Annotated in this window: 20 protein-coding genes and 1 tRNA gene; 9 read left to right on the forward strand and 12 right to left on the reverse strand. The window is 71.1% G+C overall.

What is annotated here, in order from left to right:
• Window positions 1-390: 390 nt before the first annotated feature.
• Both ACSBPH_RS05215 and ACSBPH_RS05220 read right to left on the reverse strand, forming a co-directional pair.
• A complete protein-coding gene (locus ACSBPH_RS05215) occupies window positions 391-642 on the reverse strand; it encodes a DUF3263 domain-containing protein (RefSeq protein ID WP_442576538.1) in 252 nt (83 codons plus the stop codon).
• Between the two features lie 30 nt (window positions 643-672).
• Window positions 673-1,686: a DUF2332 family protein gene (locus ACSBPH_RS05220; RefSeq protein WP_442577246.1), complete on the reverse strand. Its 1,014-nt coding sequence runs from the start codon at window positions 1,684-1,686 to the stop codon at window positions 673-675.
• 88 nt (window positions 1,687-1,774) lie between these two features.
• Here ACSBPH_RS05220 and msrB point away from each other — a divergent pair, with 88 nt between their 5' ends.
• Window positions 1,775-2,176: a peptide-methionine (R)-S-oxide reductase MsrB gene (msrB, locus tag ACSBPH_RS05225; RefSeq protein WP_442576539.1), complete on the forward strand. Its 402-nt coding sequence runs from the start codon at window positions 1,775-1,777 to the stop codon at window positions 2,174-2,176.
• Window positions 2,173-2,721 carry a nitroreductase family protein gene (locus tag ACSBPH_RS05230; RefSeq protein ID WP_442576540.1) on the forward strand — a complete coding sequence of 183 codons (549 nt, stop codon included), beginning with the start codon at window positions 2,173-2,175 and terminating at the stop codon, window positions 2,719-2,721. The genes msrB and ACSBPH_RS05230 overlap by 4 nt, the downstream gene beginning before the upstream one ends.
• Window positions 2,722-2,818: 97 nt before the next feature.
• On the opposite strand, the gene ACSBPH_RS05235 is transcribed toward ACSBPH_RS05230, so the two are convergent.
• A complete protein-coding gene (locus ACSBPH_RS05235) occupies window positions 2,819-3,769 on the reverse strand; it encodes a DMT family transporter (RefSeq protein WP_442576541.1) in 951 nt (316 codons plus the stop codon).
• 52 nt (window positions 3,770-3,821) lie between these two features.
• Here ACSBPH_RS05235 and ACSBPH_RS05240 point away from each other — a divergent pair, with 52 nt between their 5' ends.
• Window positions 3,822-4,478, forward strand: coding sequence for a hypothetical protein (locus ACSBPH_RS05240; protein WP_442576542.1), 657 nt, complete (start codon window positions 3,822-3,824; stop codon window positions 4,476-4,478).
• A gap of 320 nt (window positions 4,479-4,798) precedes the next feature.
• Here the strand turns inward: ACSBPH_RS05240 and ACSBPH_RS05245 are convergent.
• Together ACSBPH_RS05245 and ACSBPH_RS05250 are read right to left on the reverse strand one after the other, a co-directional pair.
• Window positions 4,799-4,874 (reverse strand) — tRNA-Thr (locus ACSBPH_RS05245).
• Between the two features lie 41 nt (window positions 4,875-4,915).
• Window positions 4,916-5,893: a DsbA family protein gene (locus ACSBPH_RS05250; protein WP_442576543.1), complete on the reverse strand. Its 978-nt coding sequence runs from the start codon at window positions 5,891-5,893 to the stop codon at window positions 4,916-4,918.
• Between the two features lie 263 nt (window positions 5,894-6,156).
• Here ACSBPH_RS05250 and ACSBPH_RS05255 point away from each other — a divergent pair, with 263 nt between their 5' ends.
• Window positions 6,157-7,254, forward strand: coding sequence for an ABC transporter ATP-binding protein (locus tag ACSBPH_RS05255; protein ID WP_442576544.1), 1,098 nt, complete (start codon window positions 6,157-6,159; stop codon window positions 7,252-7,254).
• 64 nt (window positions 7,255-7,318) lie between these two features.
• Entirely contained in the window at window positions 7,319-8,623 is a 1,305-nt protein-coding gene (locus ACSBPH_RS05260) for a DUF4032 domain-containing protein (protein ID WP_442576545.1), read from the forward strand.
• 69 nt (window positions 8,624-8,692) lie between these two features.
• Here the strand turns inward: ACSBPH_RS05260 and ACSBPH_RS05265 are convergent, their stop codons facing one another.
• Both ACSBPH_RS05265 and ACSBPH_RS05270 read right to left on the reverse strand, forming a co-directional pair.
• The gene (locus ACSBPH_RS05265; RefSeq protein ID WP_442576546.1) at window positions 8,693-8,926 is read right to left on the reverse strand and encodes a twin-arginine translocase TatA/TatE family subunit; all 234 of its coding nucleotides are present in this window, start codon (window positions 8,924-8,926) and stop codon (window positions 8,693-8,695) included.
• Between the two features lie 53 nt (window positions 8,927-8,979).
• Entirely contained in the window at window positions 8,980-10,752 is a 1,773-nt protein-coding gene (locus tag ACSBPH_RS05270) for an amidohydrolase (protein WP_442576547.1), read from the reverse strand.
• 374 nt (window positions 10,753-11,126) lie between these two features.
• On the opposite strand from ACSBPH_RS05270, the gene ACSBPH_RS05275 reads away from it, so the two are divergent.
• On the forward strand, window positions 11,127-13,013 hold the full coding sequence (locus tag ACSBPH_RS05275) for an amidohydrolase (protein WP_442576548.1): 1,887 nt from the start codon (window positions 11,127-11,129) through the stop codon (window positions 13,011-13,013).
• A gap of 81 nt (window positions 13,014-13,094) precedes the next feature.
• Here the strand turns inward: ACSBPH_RS05275 and ACSBPH_RS05280 are convergent, their stop codons facing one another.
• Window positions 13,095-14,504: a dihydrolipoamide acetyltransferase family protein gene (locus tag ACSBPH_RS05280; protein WP_442576549.1), complete on the reverse strand. Its 1,410-nt coding sequence runs from the start codon at window positions 14,502-14,504 to the stop codon at window positions 13,095-13,097.
• Window positions 14,504-16,693: an alpha-ketoacid dehydrogenase subunit alpha/beta gene (locus ACSBPH_RS05285; protein WP_442576550.1), complete on the reverse strand. Its 2,190-nt coding sequence runs from the start codon at window positions 16,691-16,693 to the stop codon at window positions 14,504-14,506. The genes ACSBPH_RS05280 and ACSBPH_RS05285 overlap by 1 nt, the downstream gene beginning before the upstream one ends.
• 170 nt (window positions 16,694-16,863) lie before the next feature.
• Here ACSBPH_RS05285 and ACSBPH_RS05290 point away from each other — a divergent pair, with 170 nt between their 5' ends.
• From ACSBPH_RS05290 to ACSBPH_RS05300, 3 genes are all read left to right on the forward strand, one after another.
• Entirely contained in the window at window positions 16,864-17,388 is a 525-nt protein-coding gene (locus ACSBPH_RS05290; protein ID WP_442576551.1) for a VOC family protein, read from the forward strand.
• Entirely contained in the window at window positions 17,385-18,074 is a 690-nt protein-coding gene (locus tag ACSBPH_RS05295; protein ID WP_442576552.1) for a GntR family transcriptional regulator, read from the forward strand. Before ACSBPH_RS05290 ends, ACSBPH_RS05295 begins: the two co-directional genes overlap by 4 nt.
• A gap of 97 nt (window positions 18,075-18,171) precedes the next feature.
• Window positions 18,172-19,548, forward strand: coding sequence for an NADP-dependent succinic semialdehyde dehydrogenase (locus ACSBPH_RS05300; protein WP_442576553.1), 1,377 nt, complete (start codon window positions 18,172-18,174; stop codon window positions 19,546-19,548).
• Window positions 19,549-19,618: 70 nt separating this feature from the next.
• Here ACSBPH_RS05300 and ACSBPH_RS05305 read toward each other — a convergent pair whose 3' ends face one another.
• The 3 genes from ACSBPH_RS05305 to ACSBPH_RS05315 all read right to left on the reverse strand — a co-directional run bounded on the left by ACSBPH_RS05305 (window position 19,619) and on the right by ACSBPH_RS05315 (window position 22,264).
• Window positions 19,619-20,257: a helix-turn-helix domain-containing protein gene (locus ACSBPH_RS05305; RefSeq protein WP_442576554.1), complete on the reverse strand. Its 639-nt coding sequence runs from the start codon at window positions 20,255-20,257 to the stop codon at window positions 19,619-19,621.
• Window positions 20,258-20,275: 18 nt separating this feature from the next.
• Window positions 20,276-20,935: a cupin domain-containing protein gene (locus tag ACSBPH_RS05310; protein ID WP_442576555.1), complete on the reverse strand. Its 660-nt coding sequence runs from the start codon at window positions 20,933-20,935 to the stop codon at window positions 20,276-20,278.
• Window positions 20,936-21,025: 90 nt separating this feature from the next.
• Window positions 21,026-22,264 carry a M24 family metallopeptidase gene (locus tag ACSBPH_RS05315; RefSeq protein WP_442576556.1) on the reverse strand — a complete coding sequence of 413 codons (1,239 nt, stop codon included), beginning with the start codon at window positions 22,262-22,264 and terminating at the stop codon, window positions 21,026-21,028.
• Between the last annotated feature and the right edge of the window lie 45 nt (window positions 22,265-22,309).

A 22,309-nucleotide genomic window follows, 5' to 3' on the forward strand; every position in this document is an offset into this window, starting at 1 on the left:
CGACGACGCTTGCCTACGTTCTCGACGAGTTCGTACGTACTCGACGCAATCCGGCCGGTCAGCGGGGGTCGGCCGGCGTGGGCTGATGTGTGCCGCGCCCCACCGCCGGCCCGCCTGCGACGACTTCGTACGTACTCGCCGAGAACACACGACACCGACGCCGTTTACCTGCGTTCTCGGCGAGGTCGTACGCACTCGACGCAATCCGGTCGGCGTGGGGTGACGGATGCCGCGCCCGACCGGGCCGACGGGGTTCGGCCGGCGTGGGGTGACGGATGCCGCGCCCGACCGCCCGCGCCGACTTCGTATGTACTCGCCGAGAACACACGACACCGACGCCGTTTACCTACGTTCTCGGCGAGTTCGTACGTACTCGACGCAGCCCGACGGTCAGCGGGGTTCGGCGACCGCGCGCGCGACGCGCGCCGTGCGCGAGGCGTCGCGCAGGCGGCGCAGGCGCTTGACGAGCATGGGGTCGTGCTCCTGCGCCTCGGCCGTGTCGATCAGGCGGCCGAGCAGCTGGTAGTAGCGGGCCGGCGAGAGCCCGAGGTCGGCGCGGATCGCCTCTTCTTTCGCTCCCGCGTGCCGGCGCCACTCCGCCTCGAATTGGAGGATGGCGCGATCGCGGTCGGAGAGGGGCACGGGGTCACGCTAACCCCGCGCGCTCCGATCTCAGGCGCGCCACTCCACGAACGCGCCGAGCGGGTCGACGGCCGCGAGCGGACGGGCGCCGCGGCCGAGCACGAAGCCTCCCCAGGTCTGCGGATCGACGGGCGGATGCCACGGCCTCGGCAGCCCGGGAGGGTCGATCGAGATCCACTCGGCCGCAAGCGCCCCGAGCGTCTCGATGAGGCGATCGCGCGCGGCGCGCGGGATGTGGACGAGCACGCCCGGGGTCGTCACGACGAGCGTGGCGCCGTCCGGCGCCTCCGCCGCGAGGGCGCGCAGCACCTCGGGGTCGGACGCATCGCCCGCCACGATCCGCGGCGGATCGGCGGCGACGACGTCGAGCGCCGCGGCGATGCGCTCGGCACGGCCCTCCTCCCCCGGCCACACGAGCGTCGAGAGGAACGTGCGATCGGCGGAGTCCCGCGCGTCGAGGGGGTCGAGGTCGATCCCGGCCCGCCAGACCACCTCGGGCATGCGCAGCGGCGCGGCGCGGCGCAGCTCGCACTCCAGGACGACGGACGACCTGCCGTCGACGGGGTCGAGCGACACCTCCCGCTCGCCGCGGTAGCGATAGGAGTAGCGGTCGGGATACAGGCACAGCCCCGCGCTCGCCCCGACCTCGAGGAGGGCGATCGGCCCGTCGATCGTGCTGAGGGCGGGAAGGAGCGCGGCGCAGCGGAGCGGCTCGTTCGTCTGCAGGCCGCGGCGACCGCTCTCGGCGACGGCGGCGTCGATGTGGGCCGCGAGCCACCGCGACCACTCCTCGAAGCCGCCGAGGGGCGCGCCGAGCAGACGGGTGACGGCGAAGACGAGCGGCGGCTGGCGCCTCGTCGCAGGGATCCGCGCGAGGAGCCGGGCTGTCGCGGTGTCGGCGGCGACGCCCGCGGCCCACTCCTCATAGACATCCGAGCGGCCGGGAGCCTCGTCGCGGGCGAAGCGCGCATACCTCTCCTGCACCTCGGCGACGACGGCGTCGTCGGCCGAAGCACCGGGGGACGCGGCATCCGCACCTCTCATCACGTGGTCCATTGTCGGCGAACCGGGAGGATTCGTCGGAACACTCGGCCGCCGGCTCGGGTTGAATGGAGAGGCAGAAGGAGAAGCGATGACTTACGCAGTGAACAAGAGCGACGCCGAATGGCGCGAAGAGCTGGGCCCCGAGCAGTACGCCGTGCTGCGTGAGGCGGCGACCGAACGGCCGTGGACGGGTGAGCTGCTCGATGAGAGCCGCGCGGGCCTCTACACGTGTGCCGCGTGCGGGGCGGAGCTGTTCAAGAGCGGCACGAAGTTCGACTCGCACTGCGGGTGGCCGAGCTTCTACGAGTCGATCCGTCCCGAGGCCGTCGAGCTCATCGAGGACCGCACGTACGGCATGGTGCGCACCGAGGTGCGCTGCGCCAACTGCGGCTCGCACCTCGGCCACGTCTTCCCCGACGGGTTCGGCACGCCGACGGGCGACCGCTACTGCATGAACTCCGTCTCGCTGAACTTCACGCCCGAGTCGTGACCAGCGCCCTCGAGGCGGTGCGCGCGCGCCGCTCCTGGTCGAAGGTGACGGATGCCGCGCCCACCCACGACCAGCTGCTCGAGCTCGTCGCGGCTGCGGGCCGCGTCGCCGACCACTCCTCGCTCGCGCCGTGGCGGCTCATCGAGCTGCGCGGTGCCGACCGCGAGAGGCTCGGCGCCGCGATCGCCAAGGCGGAGGGCGACAAGCACCCGTCGACGAAGCCCCTGCGCGCGCCGCTGCTCGTCGCGGTGGTCGCGAGCTACCGCAAGAGCGACAAGGTTCCGCGGTGGGAGCAGGAGGCCGTCGCGTCCGGCGTCGCGCACATGCTGAGCCTTCTGCTCGACGAGGCCGGCTGGGGCGTCCTCTGGCGCACCGGCCACTACACGCGCAGCAAGCCCGTCGCGAAGGCCCACGGGCTCAAGAAGAACGAGGAGCTGCTCGGCTGGCTCTACGTCGGCGGCAAGCCGGCGTCGGCGCGGCCGGGACACCGCCGCCCTGTCGACGCGTCTGCCTTCGTGACGCGGATGCCGGAGGGCAGGAAGTAGTCGCGGCGGCGGCGAGGCGCGGGCTACGCGCGGCGCCGGCTGGGCGCGGCGACGGCGAGCCGCGCGGGCTACGTGCGGCGTCGGCGAGCCGCGCGGGCTACGTTCGCCGCCGGAGGGCGGCGCGCCACGGCACGACGGCCACGACGACCCCCACGAGGGCGACGAACACCGCGGCGACCGCGGCGCCGAGCGGGGGTCCCGCGAGCGGCGGCCAGAGCGCGTCGATGAGGACGGATGTCGCGAGCAGCCCGACGACCGAGGCGAGGCCCAGCAGCAGCACGCCCGTGTACCGCACGAGCGAGGCCGACAGGAAGATGTAGAGCACGCCGATCGCGCCGCCGACGTAGAGCCACGGCTCCGTCGGAAACCGTTCGGGCGCGCCCACGAGGGCGATGTGGATGATGTCGGCCACGACGAGCGCGATCGTGCCGCCCACGAAGTTGACGAGCGTCGCGACGAGGGGGCTCCCGAGCGCTTCGCGGAGCCGGCCGTTCGTCGCCTGCTGCCACGCGATGCCGGCGCCTGCGAGGAACGGGAGCAGCAGCATCCACCACGGAACGCTCGCGAGCCCGTCGCCCGTGAGACACAGCACCACCGCGACGATGACGAGCAGGCCGCCCGCGACGCGGCCGAGGGTCACCGCGACGACGCCGGCGGGCCCGTAGCCGACGCGGTCGAGCACGAGTCCGTTGACGGTCTGGCCCGCCACGACGCCGACGGTGAACAGCGCGACGCCGATCGTCGCGACCGTGAGGCCTTGCGTGGCGACGGTGAGCGCTCCGGCGAGGCCGCCGATCAGCATCCAGAACGGAATCTGGCGTCCGATCCCGCGCACGAGCCGGCGGACGGCCGCCCGCGCACTCGGGAGGACTGCGGCGAGGACGAGGAGGATGACCAGGCCCGAGCCGAAGGAGATGACCGCGGCCGTGAATCCGTCGCCGAGCGCGAGGCCGAGCGAGCCGTTGATCCGCGCCTGGACGGCGGTCATGACGCCCACGAGGACGGCTCCGCCGATGGCGAGCCACGCGGGGAGACGGGTGGGGGTCACGGGTCAATCTTGCCTGCGCCGGCGGCGTCTGGTGTGCGACGTACCCTGGAGTGTGCCCCGATCCCGTCGACAGAAGCAGCTGCTTTCATGGCTTCCCGCGGCGATCCTCGTGCTCATCATCGCGGGGGTCGTCTTCACGACGATCGCCGTGCAGAACTCGTGGTGGGCCGAGGAGGATCCCGTCGCCTCGAGCGACCAGAGGGCCGCCGACGGCAGCAGCAAGCTCTCGGATGCCGGGCTCGACTACGTCAACGTCGAAGGCGTGCTGCGCGTGCGCATCGGCGAGGGCGCCCTGCCGACCACGCGGATCGGCCTCGGCGCCGACGAGGAGAAGACCGGCGAGTTCCGCCGCCCCGTCAAGGCCGTCATCGCGGCCGGCGACGAGGTCTACGTCGTGAACGAGGTCGAGACGATGCGCGCCGTCGCGAAGGGCGGCGAGCTGACCTCGCTCACCCTCGGGGTCGGGCAGGCACTGCCGTGGTCGAGCGCCGTCGGCACGGTGCAGGGGCTCGCGTCGGAGTTCGGCTGGAACCAGGACGAGATCGCCGCGTGGGAGCAGCAGATCTCGGACTTCACCCGCGACCACGCCGACGGCACCTTCACGGCGGAGGTGACGGCGACGGATGCCGCGACCATCACCGGCACCGTCGCGTTCGACCGCGCCTCGGGTTATACGACGCTCTCGATCTCGTTCGCCCCGCCGTCCTGACCCCGGTCTCGCCCCGCCTCCGGCCCCTCGACCCCGGTCTCGCGCCGCCCCCCCCCCCCCCCCCCCCCCCCCCCCCCCCCCCCGGGCACCCGTCTCAGACCGTGAGCCTCCAACTGAGCGCCGAGACCGTGGGTAGCACCCGCGCTCTCGGCGCTCAGATGGAGGCTCACCGGTCGAGGCGGGCGGGCGCAGCGGAGCGCGGAGCGCGAAGGCCGGGCGCGGCGAGAGGCGGGGGGTGGAGCCCGGGCCAGTGGAGCCGACCACGGGACTCGAACCCGTAACCGCCCGATGAGAAGTCGGCGTCGACCCCGATTCGCCAGTGGAGCCGACCACGGGACTCGAACCCGTAACCGCCCGATTACAAGTCGGGTGCGCTACCAATTGCGCCAGGTCGGCAGAGCAACAAGTCTATCCGGGCGGATCACGCCGGAATCGCGTCAGCCGGCGGGTGTCGCGGCGGGCGTGGGGGTCGGCGACGGCGTCTGCGTGGGCTCGTCGCTCGCGAGGGTCAGGACGAATTGCGAGAACTCCGCGGGGTCGTCCAGCGCCCCGACGTACTGCGTGCCGTTGACGAGCACCATCGGCGCCGTCGTGAGCGCCACGCCGTCGGCCCCCGGGATGCCCTGCAGGGCCCGGTCGGTCGCCGACTTCGCCCAGGCGGCGAAGTCCTCCTCCTCGATGCAGTCGCGCACGACCTTCGGCGACGAGGCGCTCGAGGCGATCGCGATCGCGGCGAGGTCTTCGTCGGAGATCCCGTCGGAGTCGACCTCGGGCTGCTGCTTCAGCAGCGCGTGCGTGAAGGCGAAGAAGGCGTCGGGCGAATGCGTCGCGACGCACGCGGCGGCGCTCGCGGCACGCAGCGAGTACTTCGTGCCGTTCGACTTCGAGGTGAGCATCGCGACCGGGTAGTACGTGAGGGTCGCGGCCCCCTGCTTGACCCACGTCGCGAGCTGCGCGGCGTTGGCCATCTGGAATTCGCGCGAGCCCGGGGAGAGATAGTCGACGTAGATGCGGATGTCGACGGCCGGCCGCGTCGTCGCGGAGGCCGAAGGATCGGGCGTCGGCGTGGCGGTCGGGGTGGGGGTGGCGGCGGCGGTCGCGCCGGCGGAGCCTGCTCCGGGCACGCCCATCTCCGCTTTGCTGTCTTCGATGCTCGTGCCCGCGACGGAGGTCACGGCGATGCCGTCCTCGGTGACGTTGGCGGGGTCGAGGAGGGGCTTGGACGCCGCGGACCCGACGGTCCAGGTGATGGCGATGGCCGCGACGGCCACGACGGCGATGATGACGACGGCGAGCGACGCGGCGCGGATGAGGCGGACACGCGACTGCTTCGCCTGAACCTGAAGCGCCTTTTCGCGGACCGCTCCACGGCGGTCGCTCGGGACAGGCGCGTTCTGGGATTCGTCGCTCGACATGGAACCTTCTGGAGACGGGGGCCGTGGGCCGGAGGCCGCGCTATCGGGCTGCGACCGCTCACGATGCTAGCCAGGCAGGCTGAGAAAAGCCCAGACACGAGCCCCCTGCGAGGCATCCGTCGCCTGGGAAGGCCGTGAGTGGGCGCCCCCGCGGGCATGTCATACTGATGGGTACGCCCGACGGTGGGCGCGCGGGACAAGCCCCCGCACATTCCATTCACTACGGATCGTCCGGCACGTACCTGCCGGTGAAGGAGAACAAAATGGCGTCCGTCACGTTCGACAACGCAACCCGCCTGTACCCCGGAGGCACCCGCCCCGCGGTCGACAAGCTCAACCTCGAGGTCGCCGATGGCGAGTTCCTGGTTCTCGTCGGCCCCTCGGGCTGCGGAAAGTCCACCTCGCTGCGCATGCTGGCCGGCCTCGAAGAGGTCAACTCGGGCCGCATCCTCATCGGCGACCGCGACGTCACCGACGTCCCGCCGAAGGACCGCGACATCGCGATGGTGTTCCAGAACTACGCGCTGTACCCCCACATGACCGTCGCCGAGAACATGGGCTTCGCGCTCAAGATCGCCGGCGTCGGCAAGGAGGAGCGCGCTGCGCGCGTCCTCGAGGCCGCGAAGCTCCTCGACCTCGAGGAGTACCTGACCCGCAAGCCGAAGGCCCTCTCGGGTGGTCAGCGTCAGCGCGTCGCGATGGGCCGCGCCATCGTCCGCCAGCCGCAGGTGTTCCTCATGGACGAGCCGCTGTCGAACCTCGACGCCAAGCTCCGCGTGCAGACGCGCACGCAGATCGCGTCGCTGCAGCGCCGCCTGGGCGTCACGACCGTCTACGTCACGCACGACCAGACTGAGGCCCTCACGATGGGCGACCGGATCGCCGTGCTGAAGGACGGCATCCTGCAGCAGGTCGGCACGCCGCGTGACCTGTACGAGAAGCCCGACAACGTGTTCGTCGCCGGCTTCATCGGCTCGCCCGCGATGAACCTCTTCCCGGTGCAGCTCGCCGAGGGCGGCATCCAGTTCGGCAACGCCATCGTCGACGCCGACCTCGACCGCCAGACGAACGCGACGCAGGTCACCGCGGGCGTCCGCCCCGAAGACATCGTGGTCAACCCTGCCGACGGCAAGGGCCTGACCGTCGATGTCGACCTCGTCGAGGAGCTCGGCGCCGACGGCTACCTCTACGGCCACACCGACATCAACGGCAAGCGCACCGACATCGTCGCGCGCGTCGACGGCCGCGTCCACCCGAACGCCGGAGAGAAGGTCGTGCTGGCCCCCGTGCCGCACCACGTCCACTCCTTCGACATCGAGTCGGGCCAGCGCCTGAACAAGAAGGCCATCGCCTCCGCGTAGCATCCGTGACCACAGCGCGGGCGGCTCTCACGAACCGTCCGCGCTGTGGCATATCTGGAGAACAATGCCCGCTGCCCTGAGCATCACCGCCAGCTCCGTCGACCCGGGGCTGCTGACCCTGCCGTGGTCGACGACGCTCGCCGAATGGCCGAGCAACCACATCGTCTTCCTGCCGAAGGGCATCTCCCGCCATCTCGTGCGCTTCGCCAACCTCTCCGGCCGCGTCGTGGCCATCAAAGAGACGACGGAGGAGATGGCCCGGCGCGAGTACGACATGCTCGGCAATCTCCATCGCCTCGATGCGCCGTGCGTCGAGCGCGTGGCGGTGATCGCGGGAAGGACGGATGCCGCGGGCGATCCGCTCCCCGCGGCTCTCGTCACCGCGCACCTGAAGTTCTCCCTCCCTTACCGCGCCCTGTTCACGCAGGTGCTCCGCCCCGACACGGCGAATCGCCTGGTCGACGCCCTCGCCGTGCTGCTCGTGCGCCTGCACAACGTGGGCTTCTTCTGGGGCGACGTCTCGCTCTCGAACACCCTCTTCCGCCGCGATGCGGGCGCCTTCGCCGCATATCTCGTGGATGCCGAGACCGGCGAGCTGCACGAGTCCGGCCTCACGCCGGGCCAGCGCGCGCACGACCTCGACGTCGCACGCACCAACATCGCCGGCGAGATCATGGACCTCGAGGCCGGCGGACGGCTCGAAGGCGGCGTCGACGCCCTGGCGATCGCCGACGGCATCATGTCGTCGTACCACTCGCTGTGGGGCGCGCTCACCGACAAGGAGTCGTTCGCGGCCAACGAGTCGTGGCGCATCACCGAGCGCGTGCAGCGCCTCAACGAGCTCGGCTTCGACATCGGCGAGATGTCGATCCAGGCGACCACCGACGGCACGCGGGTATCGATCCAGCCGAAGGTCGTCGACGCCGGCCACCACCAGCGCCGGCTCCTGCGGCTCACGGGCCTCGACGTCGAGGAGAACCAGGCGCGACGGCTGCTCAACGACCTCGACGAGTTCCGCGCGCGCGTCTCGCGCCTCGGGGATGACGAGGAGATGGTCGCGCACGAGTGGCTGACCCGCGTGTTCGAGCCCGTCGTCAAGGCGATCCCGTTCGACCTGCGCGCCAAGCTCGAGCCGGCCGAGGTGTTCCACCAGGTGCTCGAGCACCGATGGTACATGTCGCAGGCCCGGGGGAAGGCCGTCCCCCTCGCCGAAGTGCTGACCAGCTACATCGACGGCGTCCTGCGCCACCGGCGCGACGAGGCGACCGTCATGGGCCCGCCCACCGAGACGATGTCGCTCCCGATCCTGTCGAGCGGCGCGATCGAGGTCATCGAGGACGACGACATCGACTGGCGCGACCTCGTCTGAGCCCGCGCGGCGGGTCGAGGCATCCGTCATCTCCTCCCGGGAGAGGGAAGCGGGTGCGTGCGCAGCCGGTTATTCGCGCGGTGTCGGCCCCTCGGCGGCGCGCGGTGCCACCACCGCGGCCGCCGAGGAGCCGGAGGCCTTCGCGCCCTCCCCCTCGTCGTCGGCGGCTCGCACCTCGCTGCGGAGGATGCGCACCGACTGACCGACTCCGCGCGCGAGCGCCGGGAGCTTCGTCGCGCCGAAGAGGAGCAGCAGGACGGCCACGAGGATCAGCAGGTGCGTGCCGTTGAGGTTCGCGAACATGGTCGACCTTCGTTCTTCTGCGGCGGGCGGGCGGGCGGACGGGCGACGGACCGTCAGGCCGACGGGGCGTCGTAGCGGGTGCCGTTGTCGAGACCCGCGAGACCGGCGATCTGGCCCGCGTCGTAGACGACGTCGCCGCCGACGATCGTGGCGATCGACCGCACGCGCGGGATCTCGCTGTCGGGGATCGAGAAGAAGTCGCGATCGAGGATGACGAGATCGGCGTGGTTGCCCGCTTTGATGCCGCCGAGGTCGTCCTCGTGGATGAACCACGAGTTGTTCTTCGTCGCGAGCTGGATCGCCTCGTCGCGGGTGATCTGCTGGCCCGGCTCCCAGACGGCGTTGCCGGCGAGGTTCCTGCCGGTGATCATCGTGTAGAAGTTGAGCCAGGGGTTGATCGCCGTGATGTCGCCGCCGTCGGAGTGGTAGCCGACGTTGATGCCGCTGTCGATGATCGTGCGGTGCTTCGGGCCGAGGTTCGAGCCGGAGCGGGTGGGGCCCCAGCCGACCTTGAGGCCCACGCCCATCGCCTTCAGGCGGTTGATGTGGTCGAGGTGGATGTTGGGCACGTGGGCCACGACCCAGCGGAGGTCGCCGATCGGCACTTCGGCGTTGACGGCCTCCCAGCCGGCGACGATCTGCCCGATGTCGTTGGCCGACAGGGAGTGGTTCTCGTTGCGCCAGCCGGCCTTCGCGACGGCCTTGGCGCCCGCGAGCCAGATCGGCCCGCCGATCGCGACGGCCCCGCCGCCGAAGCCGTTGACCGTGAACTCGCCGATGCCGCCCGAGCGCATCATGTCGCTGCCGTAGAAGGGGAAGGCGTTCCTGAGCCGGGCGGTGAGGCGCGGCAGGTCTGCCGTCGAGTCCTCCTCGAGGTAGTCGAAGCGGATGCGGGCCGGGAGCGCCTTCTTGGCGTTGAGGGCGAGGAAGCCACGGTGGATCGTGTACGCGTTCTCGTTCCAGATGGCCGTGCCGGGCGTCTCGACGTGGAAGGCGCCCTCGTCGAGGTGCGTCGTGATCCCGAGGCTCGAGTAGTAATCCAGGGCGGCCTTCGCGTTGCGCTCGCGCTCGGCATCCGTCATCTCCTGACGAAGCCTCTGGAGCGCGAGTCCGACGCCCGGACCCGTGGGGTACCCGGCCGCGTTGACCGCGATCGTGATGCCCTTGGCCGCGAAGTAGTCGACGGCGGCCTGATTGACGGCGTTGCCGCCCTGCTCGGCCATGATCATGACCGGTCGCGGCACGGCGTCGAGGGTCGCGAGGTTGGGGAGGGTGTTGCTCGGGAACTGCATCGCGACGATGGGCCCGAGCGCGGTGACGAGCTCGCCCGCGGGAACGGTGTTCGCCTTCGCGGTCAGCCGCGCGACGGCGTCTTGGTGGGTGAAGACGTCTTCGAGGCCGACCCAGTGGCCGGGGCGGTTGCTCACGAGCGCGATGTGGTTGTGCGAGTCGATGATGCCGGGGATGACCGTGCGCCCCGCGAGGTCGATCTTGTTCTTGGAGTTGCCGTTGCGGATGGCGTCCTTGCCGACCGCGACGAAGCGCCCGTCGCGGATGCGGACCGCATCGACGATCGAGTTGGTGTCGTCGAAGGTGTGGATGCGCCCGTTGACGAGCAGGATGTCGTCGCTGCCGTCTGCGCGGGCGGCGGCCCGTGCGAGGGGCGTCGATCCCCCACCGGCGACGGCGGCCGATGCCGGCGACGCGCTGTTGAGGACGGCGGCTGCCGCGGCCGCGCCGCCTGCCAGCATGAGTCCGCGCCGGGAGACGCCCGACGCGGTGTCCTGCTGCGGGTCGGGCGTGGTGATGTTCTTCTTGCGTGCCATGAGTAGTGCTCCCGCTGAATGTCGACGCTGACAAGGGGTGGATCTGGCGGAACGGTCCTTCGGCCAACCCGGTGAACTGCGCTGTCAATTGGACATGGACAGTTGTCCAGTGATACTGGACGGCTTTGGAACGGAACATAGCAGGGCAGCGGCGCTCCGCAATAGCGATCGCGAAGAATTCTCATCGAGGTCGGCAACGCCGCATGACCTCGTGAGAAGAATCTCCCCTGGTCACGGGGCGGGTTCGGTGCTAGGTTCCCGGCTGAACACCTTGTCCATACCCACTGGACAGTTGTGCGCTGGGAATAGACAAGGGACTTCTCTGCCGGCGTGTGCTGCGCGCCGCTGTCAACGTCGACACTCAGGGAGTTCTGATGACACGCAAGATCGACCGCAGGGCCGAGGACGAGCAGGACGAGGGGGGCCGCTTCTCTCGGCGCGGACTGCTCGTCGGCGGCAGCGCCGCGGCGGCTGCCGCGATACTGAGCGCGAGCAGCACGCCGGCTGCGGCGCAGCCGACCGCCGGGCCGCCCGCCGCCGCGACCGAGCGCCGATGGCACCCCGACGACGACGACATCCTGCTCGTCAACGGCCGGATCCACACGATGGACGACCACGACACCGTCGTCTCGGCCGTCCGGCTGAGCGGCGGGCGCATCGCAGCGGTCGGGCGCGAGGCGCAGACCAGCGGCAGCTCGAAGAACCGGATCGACCTGCGCGGACGCACCGTCGTCCCGGGGCTCATCGAGAGCCACACGCACTTCGTGAGTCTCGCCAACCGCCCTGGTTACCACGTCGCGGAGTGGGAGCTCGCGAAGGACGTCGCCGGGGTGCTGGCGGCACTCGCCGCGCGTCGCCCCGAGGTGCCGGACGGACAGTTCATCACCGCGATGGGCGCCGGCACGCCGCGCATGTTCGCCGAGCAGCGCCTCCCCACGCGCGCGGAGATCGACTCGGCGGTCTCGGACCGCCCCGTCTTCCTGTATCAGAACTTCAACGGCCCGGCCCGGGTGAACACCCTCGGCAAGCAGTTCTTCGAATCGGTCTCCAACCCCGCCGTCGCCGTCGCCGACGACGGCTCGATCGTCGGCGATGCCGCGAACTACGCGCTGTATCACCTCCGCATCCGGCAGACCTTCGAGGACCAGCGGCGCAGTGCGCTGGACGCCATGGCGTACTCGGCGAAGCTCGGCATCACGCTCAACTACGACCAGGTGCTCTTCGCGACGCCGAACGGCACCCTCGACCCCTCGGCGTATGAGACGCAGCCGGGCGATGGGCTGCGCAAGCTCAACCACTACCGGATGTACGACCCCTACCTCTCGCTCAACCGCGAGGGCTCGGCGTATGTGCGGCTGTGGATCAACTTCCTGCACCAGCAGGGGTTCATCCCGGCGCTCGGCGGACTGGACAAGCAGCTCCCCGAGCTGAAAGAGCGGCTGCGCAACGCGATGCCGGGGCACGGCGACGAGTTCGTCCGCATCCGCGGGATCGGCGAGTGGGCGGCTCCCTTCGCGACGCCGTCGAATGCCAACGGCTACGCCGTCTGGCGCGAAGCGCAGCGGCTCGTCGCCCAGGCGGGATGGCACAACGAGAACGCCATCCCGGGGACGCCGACCGACCAGAGCCAGATCGAGCAGGTCGTCTCGACGTGGGAGGCGCTGGATGCCGAGTTCGGCATCCGGCACCTGCGGTGGGGCCTGCAGCACGCCGACCACGCGACGCCGAACCAGCTCGCGCGACTCAAGGCGATCGGCGCCGGCGTCTCGCTCTCGGGATTCCGCTGGCTGAGCGGCACGCCCCGGGCCGACGGCCTGCCCTTCGGGCCGATGTTCCGGCAGATCCACGACAGCGGCATCCCGTACGGACTGCACGAGGACGGCGTGCACATCGCACCGCACAACCCCTGGTTCGCGATGCACTACGCCACGACGGGCCTCAACGTGCTCGGCCAGCAGATCAACCCCGGGCAGCAGATCTCCCGCACCAGCGCCCTCCGCGCCTACACGCGGGGAGCGGCGTGGTTCGTCGGCGTCGACGACCGCCTCGGCTCGATCGAGAAGGGCAAGCACGCCGATCTCGTCGTCCTCGACAAGGACTACTTCTCGGTCAGCGACGCGGAGATGCGCGACATCCGTCCCGTCCTGTCGTTCGTCGACGGCGGGATCGTGCACGACACCGGCGTCGTGCGCGGGCGCCGCGACTGGGCGCACGACAGCGACCACCCGTACGACGAGTCCTGGTGGCGCGTGCAGGCCTGACCCTGACCTGCACACGAGGAGGGTCGGGACCCCAGCATCCCGGCCCTCCTTTCTCGCTGCCGCCGGCCCCTGGCCGAGGCGTCAGATCAGCACGGAGAGGGGGTTCTCGATACGGCGGACGAAGGCCGCGAGCCACTGCGCGGCCAGGGCGCCGTCGAGCACCCGGTGGTCGGCCGACAGGGTCACGGTCATCACGGTCGCGACCGCGAGCGCGCCCTTCTCGTCGACGACGGGGCGCTTGGTCGCCGCGCCGACGGCGAGGATCCCCGAGTGCGGCGGATTGATGATCGCCGAGAACTCCTCGATGCCGTACATCCCGAGGTTCGAGACCGAGAACGACCCGCCCTCGAGCTCGTGCTGCTTCAGGCGTCCCTCGCGGGCACGCTCGGCCATCTCGCGCACGGTCGCGCTGAGCTCCGTCAGCGACAGCCGGTCGACGCCCCGCACGACCGGGGTGACGAGCCCCGCGGCCACCGACACCGCGACGGCGATGTCGACGCCCGTGAAGCGCCGGGTCGCGTCATCCGTCCACACGGCGTTCGCCTCGGGCACGTCGCGCATCGCTCGCGCCACCGCCTTCAGCACGAAGTCATTGACCGAGATCTTGACCTCGGACTGCTCGTTGACCCGCGCGCGCAGCGCGAGCAGCTCGTCGACGCGGCAGTGCGCGACCAGCTGGAAGTCGGGCACGGTCGACGTGCTCTCGGTGAGCCGCCGCGCGATCGCACGCCGCATGCCCGTGTGCGGCACGTCGACGAACCCCGCATCGGGCTGCGCCGGTGCGGCCTGCGCGCTGCCGGCTGCGGAGGGGACGGATGCCGCGGCCTCCGCGGGCGCGATCGCCGGCGGAGTCCACCCGTCGAGGTCGCGCCGGACGATCCGGCCCTGCGGCCCCGTCCCGTGGAGAGAGGCGAGGTCGATGCCGCGCTCGCGCGCGAGCCGGCGCACGAGCGGCGACGCGAAGAGCCGCCGCCCGGGGTCGGGCTCGGGCTCGGGCTCGGGCTCGGGCTCGGCCGACGCCTGCGACGACTGCGTCTCGACGACGGGCTCGGGCGCTTCGAACAGGCCGTCCTCCGACGACTCGGTGGGTGGCGCGGGCTGCGGCGTCGCGGGCGGTGCGGGCCGGGGTGTCGCCGGCGGCGTGACGGCACCCGCGGCAGCAGCACCGGCTGCCCCAGCACCAGCCACAGCATCACCGGCCGCTGCGACGACGGATGCCTCGGCCTGGCGGAGCGCGTCATCCGCCGACTCCCCCGGCGCGGCGAGCACGGCGATCGGCGAACCGACCGCCGCCGAGTCGCCGGCCGCGACGAGCACCCCCGCGAGGGTTCCCTCAGCCTCGGCCTCGTACTCCACGACGGCCTTCTCGGTCTCGATCTCGACGATCGCCTGGCCGAGCGACACGGTGTCGCCGACCTGGACGAGCCACGCCTGGATCGCGGCCTCGGCACCGCCGGCGGCGAGCTGCGGCATGCGCACGACGGCGGCCATCAGCGACCTCCCCACGCGGCGCGGACGCGCTCGAGACCGGCCACGACCTCTTCGGTCCGGGCGATCGCGGCGCGTTCGAGCACCTTGGAGATGCTCGGGCTCGACTCGGCCCCCGTCACCCGCTCGACGGGCTGGTCGAGCCAGTCGAAGAAGCGGCGCTGCACCTCGTCGGAGAGCCAGCCGCCGTACGACGGGCCGCGGGCGCCCTGCTCGACGATGAGGACGTTGTTGGTCTTGCGGATGCTCTCGCCGATCGTGTCCCAGTCCAGCGACGCGCGATCTAGCCAGCGCAGGTCGACGACCTCGGCATCCACCCCCGTCTGCTCGACGGCCTCGAGGGTGTGCCCGACCATCGAGAGGTAGGTGAGCACCGTGACCTCGGACCCCGCGCGGCGGATCGCGGCGCTGCCCGGAGGGATGATGTAGTCGAGGTCGCCGACGGGGACGCGGTCGGCCGTGCCGTAGAGGTCGACGTGCTCGATGACGAGCACGGGGTCGCCGAGCGCGAGGGCGGCGTTGACGAGACCGACGTAGTCGGCCGCCGTCGAGGGGGCGACGATCCGCCAGCCGGCCGCGGTCGCGAAGATGCCGGCGGGGTCCATGAGGTGCTGCGAGCCGTAGCCCGACCCCATCGCGACCTTCGTGCGCAGCACGAGCGGCACGGTGTTGTTGTCGCCGAACATGTGGCGCGCCTTGCCGACCTGATTGAAGACCTGGTCGGCGGCGACCCACATGAAGTCGGGGTACATGAACTCGACGACGGGGCGGAAGCGGCCGTCGAGGGCTATCCCGCCCGCGAGGCCGAAGAACCCGTTCTCGCTGATGGGCGTGCCGATGACCCGGTCGGGGCCGTACTTCTTCGCGAGGCCCTTCGTCGCGCCGTTCGTGCCGCCGTTGAGCCGGTGCACGTCTTCGCCGAGCACGATGATGCGGGGGTCCTGCTCCATGCGGCGATCCATCGTCGCCGCGACGGCGTCGACGAACTTGACGTCCTCCCACTCGCCGGTGTGGTCGAGCGGATCCGCCGCCTCGAGGCCCGCGAGCTCGGAGGCGTCGCCGCGGATGCCGCGATCCACGCCGGCGGGGTCGGGCCAGAACTCCGGCCGGATGCGGCGCCGACCCGGATTGTCGGGGTCGTCCTCGGTGAGGGCGGCCGCGGCATCCGTCATGGCGGCCACCGCCTGATCCCGCACCGCCTTCGCCTCGTCGTCGGTGAGGAGCGACAGCGCGATCATCTCGCGCGCGACGCGGTCGATCGGGTCGCGGGCACGCCACGCCGCCTCCTCGTCCTTCGTGCGGTAGCCGAAGGCGCTGCCGGGGTAGGGACCGTTCTGGTGGAAGAAGCGGTACACCTCGGCCTCGATGATGGCCGGCCCCTCCCCCGCGCGCATGCGGGCGAGCGCCTCCTGCGTCGCGAGGTGCACGGCGAGCGGATCCATGCCGTCCACGCGCCACGACGGGATGCCGAAGCCCTGCCCGCGCACGGAGAACCGCGGGTCTGCGGTCGCCTCGTCGGCGTGGGTCGACACGGCGTAGAGGTTGTTCTCGATGAAGAACATGACCGGGAGCTTCCACACCGCGGCGAGGTTCATCGACTCGAGCACCGAGCCGATCTGGCTCGAGCCGTCGCCGAAGTAGTTGATCGAGACGTCCGTCGTGCCCGAGTGCTTCTGCGCCCACGCGTTGCCCGATGCGATGGGCGCACCGCCGCCGACGATCGCGTTCGTGCCGAGGGCGCCGGCCTGGAGCCACTGCAGGTGCATCGAGCCGCCGCGGCCGCCCGAGAAGCCCTGCGCGAGGCCGAGGATCTCGGCGAGCGTCCGCTGCAGCACCGCCTGCAGCTCGGGCGTCACGAGGGCCGCGGGGTCGAGGCTCCCCTGCGAGACGTGGGCGATGACCTTGGCGAGGAACTGGTGGTGTCCGCGGTGCGAGCCGTTGACGGCATCCGTCGACCGCAGCGTCGCGATCGACCCGACCGCGCCCCCCTCCTGCCCGATGCTCGAGTGCGCGGGCCCGTGCACGAGACCCGCCGCCGCGAGGTCGAGGACGGTCTCTTCGAAGGCGCGGATGAGGTGAAGCTGACCGAGCATCGTCGCGAGGAGCGCGGGATCGGCGGCCTTCCAGTCGGCGGCCGTCGTCTTGATCTCGACCCACGGCACTCCGGTTTCGAGTCTGCGGCGTCTCGGCATGTTCGTCTCCATCGATGCTCATGCGGCCGCTCGTGCGGCCAGGCTCATCGTAGGACGGGATTGCATCCAATTACAAGACCGAGGCACCCAGCTGCGCAATCTGCGGTTGCGCGCGCTTCCTCAGTGGATACAATGAGGGCGTTTACGCCGTCGTGACGAGAGGAGCACCGATGCCGCTGCCCGGCATGCGAGGAGCAGACCACTTCGGCTTCACCGTCCCCGATCTCGACGAGGCGGAACGATTCCTCGTCGACATCCTGGGTGCCGTCCCGGTGTACGTGCTGGGCTCCAAGCAGGCCGACGACGACTGGATGAGCGTGCACCTCGGCGTGCATCCGCGCACCGTCATCACCGAGATCCGCTTCTACCGCCTCGGCAACGGCACGAACCTCGAGGTCTTCGCGTACGACAGCGCCGACGGACAGGCTCCGCAGCCGCGCAACAGCGACATCGGCGGCCATCACCTCGCACTGTACGTCGACGACATGGACGCCGCCGCGGCCTTCCTGCGCGAGAAGGGGGTCGAGGTCATGGGCGATCCCGTCGCGAGCGCCGGCGCGTCGGCCGGCCAGCGCTGGCTGTACTTCCGCAGTCCCTGGGGCATGCAGTTCGAGCTCGTGAGCTTCCCCCACGGCAAGGCGTACGAGCAGGACGCCGACACGCTCCTCTGGCACCCCGCGAGGCCCGCGGAATGAGAACGGAAGAGACGACGGATGCCGCGCGCACACGTGATGGCGACGCCGGGAACCGCATCGCCGACGGCGTGAGGGCGGGGATCATCGCGGGCGAGTTCCCCCCGGGCACCCGCATCCGCCAAGAGGATCTCGCGGCGACCTACGGCGCGAGCCGCGTGCCGGTGCGCGAGGCGATCCGCCAGCTCGAGTACGAGGGGCTGGTCACCGTCGTCGCAAACTCGGGGGCGTGGGTCTCGCGCCTGACGCTCGACGAGTGCGAGGAGATATACCTCATGCGCGAGCGGCTCGAGCCGCTCCTCCTGCGCTACAGCGCTCCCCGCCTCTCCGACGACGACGTCGCGCGCCTCGGCGAGCTCGCCCACCGCATCAGCGTCGAAGGCGCCGACACCGAGGCCTTCCTCGAGCTGGACGCCGAGTTCCACCTCGCCAGCTACGCGGCGGCCGAGACGTCGCAGCTCGGCGGCCTCGTGCAGAAGCTCTGGAACTCGACGGCGCCCTACCGTCGCGCCTATGTGGCGTCGTGGGACCCCGACTCCCGCCGCATCGCGCACGAGGAGCACCACCTCATGGTCGCCGCCCTCCGCGACGGCGACGTCGAGGAAGCGGAGCGCGTGCTCGCCGGCCACATCCGCCGAACGCGCCGCCAGCTCGCCAAGAGCCCCGACGTCTTCGCCGCACACGACTGATCCCGCACGGCCGACCCCAACACCACTATCCCCCGAGCCCAAGACCGCTGCCCCGAGCCCCAGACCCCACGACCGACCCGTCTCCGGGAGGAACCGCATGCCCATCGCGACCCTCAACCCCGCCACGGGCGTCGTCGAACGCGAGTTCGCGGCGCACTCCCCCGAAGAGGTCCAGGCGCGCATCGCGTCAGCGCACCGCGCGTACCTCGACCTCACCGCCACCGACTTCGAGACGCGAGCGGGCTGGATGCACGCGGCCGCGGATCTCCTCGAGGCCGAGGCCGACGAGGTCGCCGCGATGATCACGCGCGAGATGGGCAAGACCCTCGCGCAGGCCCGGGCCGAGGCGCTGAAGTCCGCGAACGCGATGCGCTTCTACGCCGACCACGCGGCGGAGTTCCTCGACGGGCGGACCCTCGACGACCCGTCAGCCGTCAACGCCTCCGAGGCCTACGTGCGCTTCCAGCCCCTCGGCGTCGTGCTCGCCGTCATGCCGTGGAACTACCCCATCTGGCAGGTCATCCGGTTCGCTGCCCCCGCGCTCATGGCCGGTAACACGGCGCTCCTCAAGCACGCGTCGAACGTGCCCCAGGCCGCCCTCTACCTCGACGAACTCTTCCACCGCGGCGGCTTCCCCGAGGGCGCGTTCCGGTCGCTCCTCATCCCCGCGGCGGCGGTCGAAGACGTGCTGCGCGACCGCCGCGTGGTCGCCGTGACCCTCACCGGCTCGGAGCCGGCGGGCCGCTCGGTCGCTTCCATCGCGGGGTCGGAGGTCAAGCACGTCGTGCTCGAGCTCGGCGGCTCGGACCCCTTCGTCGTCATGCCGTCGGCCGACCTCGACGGCGCCGTCGCGGCCGCGGTGGCCTCGCGCACCGCCAACAACGGGCAGGCCTGCATCAACGCGAAGCGCTTCATCGTGCACGCCGAGGTGCACGACGAGTTCGTCGCGCGGTTCTCGGAGGCGATGGGCGCGCTGGTCGTCGGTGATCCGACGGATGCCTCGACCCAGGTCGGGCCGCTGGCCACCGCGTCGGGGCGCAGCGACCTCGCGGAGCTCGTCGACGACGCCGTCGCGAAGGGCGCCGTCGCCCGCGTGGGCGGCATGGCGCCGGAGGGCCCCGGCTGGTTCTACCCGCCGACGGTGCTGACCGGCGTCGGCCCAGAGATGCGCCTCTATGCCGAAGAGGCCTTCGGGCCGGTGGCCGCGGTCTACCGCGCCGAGGACGCGCACGACGCGCTGCGCATCGCCAACGACACGACGTTCGGGCTGAGCTCGGCGGTGTGGACGCAGGACCCGGCCGACGAGGCGCTGTTCGTCGCGGGGCTGCAGGCGGGTGCCGTGTTCGTCAACGGCATGTCGATCTCGTACCCCGAGCTGCCCTTCGGCGGCGTCAAGGACTCCGGCGTCGGACGCGAGCTGTCGGCCGAGGGCATCCGCGAGTTCTGCAACCTCAAGAGCGTCTGGAAGGCGTGACGGACGCCGTCGAGAAAGCATGAGCGGCGTCGAGAAGGGGCCGGCCGGCACCGCCCGCGCGGGAAGCCGCTCAGGTGTGCGGGACGGGATCGCCGTGACCGCGGTCGCGGACGAACCAGATCGCGCGCACCTCGTCGTCGCCCTCGTTCCAGAAGCGGTGCGGCACGTCGGAGTCGAAGACGATCGAGTCGCCGGGCTCGAGCACCGTCCGGGTGCCGTCGACCTCGACGTTGAGGCGCCCGGCGATGACGACGCCGTATTCCCGGCCCTCGTGGGTGATGTCTTCCAGCGGCGCCGCGGTGCCGGGCGCGTAGATGACCTCGAGGAACTCGGCATCCGGTTCCCCGACGACCGTCAGGCGGCTCCAGCGGGGGCCGGAGCTGAGCTTGATGCTCGGGTGATCGGCGGCTCGCTGCACGATGCCGGCGACGCGCAGGTCACCCGTGCCGCCGGTCGGGGCCGAGGCATCCGTCGCCACCGCGGGCGCCCGTGGCGGATCGAGCAGGTCGCTCATCGAGACGCCGAGCTCGCGCGCGACGGAGTACAGGGCGGGCACGCTGAACGCCCCGATGCCCCGCTCGACCTGCGACACGTGACTCGCCGAGACGCCGATGCGACGGGCGAGCTCTCGCACCGTCATCCGCGATGCCGTACGGGCGGCTCGCACGCGATCGCCGACGGTGTCCCACGGGGTGTCGAGGTCGGGCATCGGGCTCCTGGATCGGGGTCAGGCTTCGGCGCGGCCCGAGAGCCGGCTCATGGCATCGAGGACGTCGACGGCGCTGCGGATGTCGCCGGGGGTTTCGGTCTCGCCGCCCGGCGACCGGCCGACGACGTACCAGACCCCCTCGGCGACCGAGTCGGTGTGGTTCTGGTAGAGGTGCGGGCGCATCGATTCGAAGCAGAACGAGTCGCCCGGGCGGAGCACGTAGCTCTCGAAGTCGAGCTTCAGCGTCAGCTCGCCCTTGAGGATGCAGCCGTATTCGGTGCCGGTATGCCGCATGTGCGTGTCGTCGATGGAGCTGGCCGCGCCCGGCGCATAGGTCACGTGGACCGCGTCGACGGTGGAGTCCATCACGGCGAGCCCGCGCCACGTGACGCCGTTCTCCATGACGACCTCGGGGGCGTCGGCCGCCCGCTGCACGGGGTCGGGGCGCGGGTTGCGGCGCGCGGCGTCGCTCGTCGGGTGATGGCCCAGCACGTCGTCGACCGAAAGGCCCAGGCGGCTCACGATCGCCCACAGGGTGCTGACCGACGGCTGCACCTTGCCCGTCTCGACCTGCGAGAGCAGGCTCGGCGAGATCTCCGCGTCGGCCGCCATCGAGCGAAGACTGAGCCCCTTGGCGAGTCGGGCCTGCCGGATGCGTGCCCCGAGCTCTTCCGTCACTCCTGACCTCCTGTCCGCTGACCGAGCCTAGCCGCCGATGTGCGGCGTGGCTGAACACTACTCCGCAGCGCGTCGGCGGCCGCGCATTGGCTAATAGGGGTTCGCAACGAACAGTTCCTGCGCAGGGAACCGCGTCAGCACCTCGATCCCGTAGTCGGTCACGACCACCTCCTCCTCGATGCGCGCGGCCGAGAAGCCGTCGGAGGCGGGGCAGTACGTCTCCATCGCGAACACCATGCCGGCGCGGAGCTCGACGGGGTCCTTCATGGAGTTCAGGCGCGAGATGATGGGGCGCTCGTGCAGGCCCAGCCCGAGTCCGTGCGCGAACTGCAGCCCGAAGGCGGCGAGCTCGTTCTCGAACCCGAAGTCTTCGGCCTTGGGCAGCACGGCGGCCACCTGGTCGCTCCCGACCCCCGGCCGGATGGCGTCGAGCGCGGCATCCATCCACTCCCGCGCCTGCTTGTACGCATCGCGCTGGCTCTCGGTCGCCCAGCCGACCCCGAACGTGCGGTAGTAGCACGTGCGGTAGCCGTTGAACGAGTGGATGATGTCGAAGAACGCCTGGTCACCGGGCCGGATGATGCGGTCGGTGAAGTTGTGCGGGTGCGGATTGCACCGCTCGCCCGAGATCGCGTTGACGGCCTCGACCTGGTCGCTGCCGTACTCGTAGAGCCGCTTGTTGGCCAGCGCCACGATCTCGTTCTCGCGCACGCCCGGCTTCAGCGCGTCGGCGATGTCCTGATAGACCCCGTCGACCATCGCCGCCGCCTGGTTCAGCAGCAGGATCTCGTCCTGGTTCTTGATGACCCGTGCGTCGAGCATCGCCTGCTGCGCGTCGGCGATGCGGATGCCCTGACGCTCCAGCTCGAACAGGAACGGCGGTTCGACGATGTCGATGCCGAGCGGCGCATCCGCCAGACCCGCCTCGACCAGGAGCGAGCGGATCTCCGACACGGCGTCGCGCATGAGGCCGCCGCCCTCCGGGTCGACCGCACCGCGGAAGCCGAGGAAGCCGGCGCGGTAGTTCTCCTCGGGCACCCAGTCGGAGTAGAGCTTGTGGTGGCGCACCGCCGATCCGAAGTCCCACAGGATCGGGTCGTGCCCGCGCATGAGGAGCGCGTAGCGGATCATCTTGTCGCCGAGCGCGCCGCCGATCCAGGTCTGCGTCGTGTAGCGGATGTTGTAGAAGTCGAAGAGCAGGAACGCGCCGCACTCGCTCGCCTCGAGCGCGGCCTGCGCGCGGGCGAGACGGTAGTCGCGCAGCCGGTCGAAGTCGACGCGGTGCTCGTAGTCGACGGCGTTCTGCCCGGGGGCGCCGAGCGGGCGCACCCCCGGCGGCCTTGCGACGGGTCGCTCGAAGGCACGGCTCGAGCC

The organism is Microbacterium sp. F51-2R, assembly GCF_052180235.1.
Classification (GTDB): Bacteria; Actinomycetota; Actinomycetes; order Actinomycetales; family Microbacteriaceae; genus Microbacterium.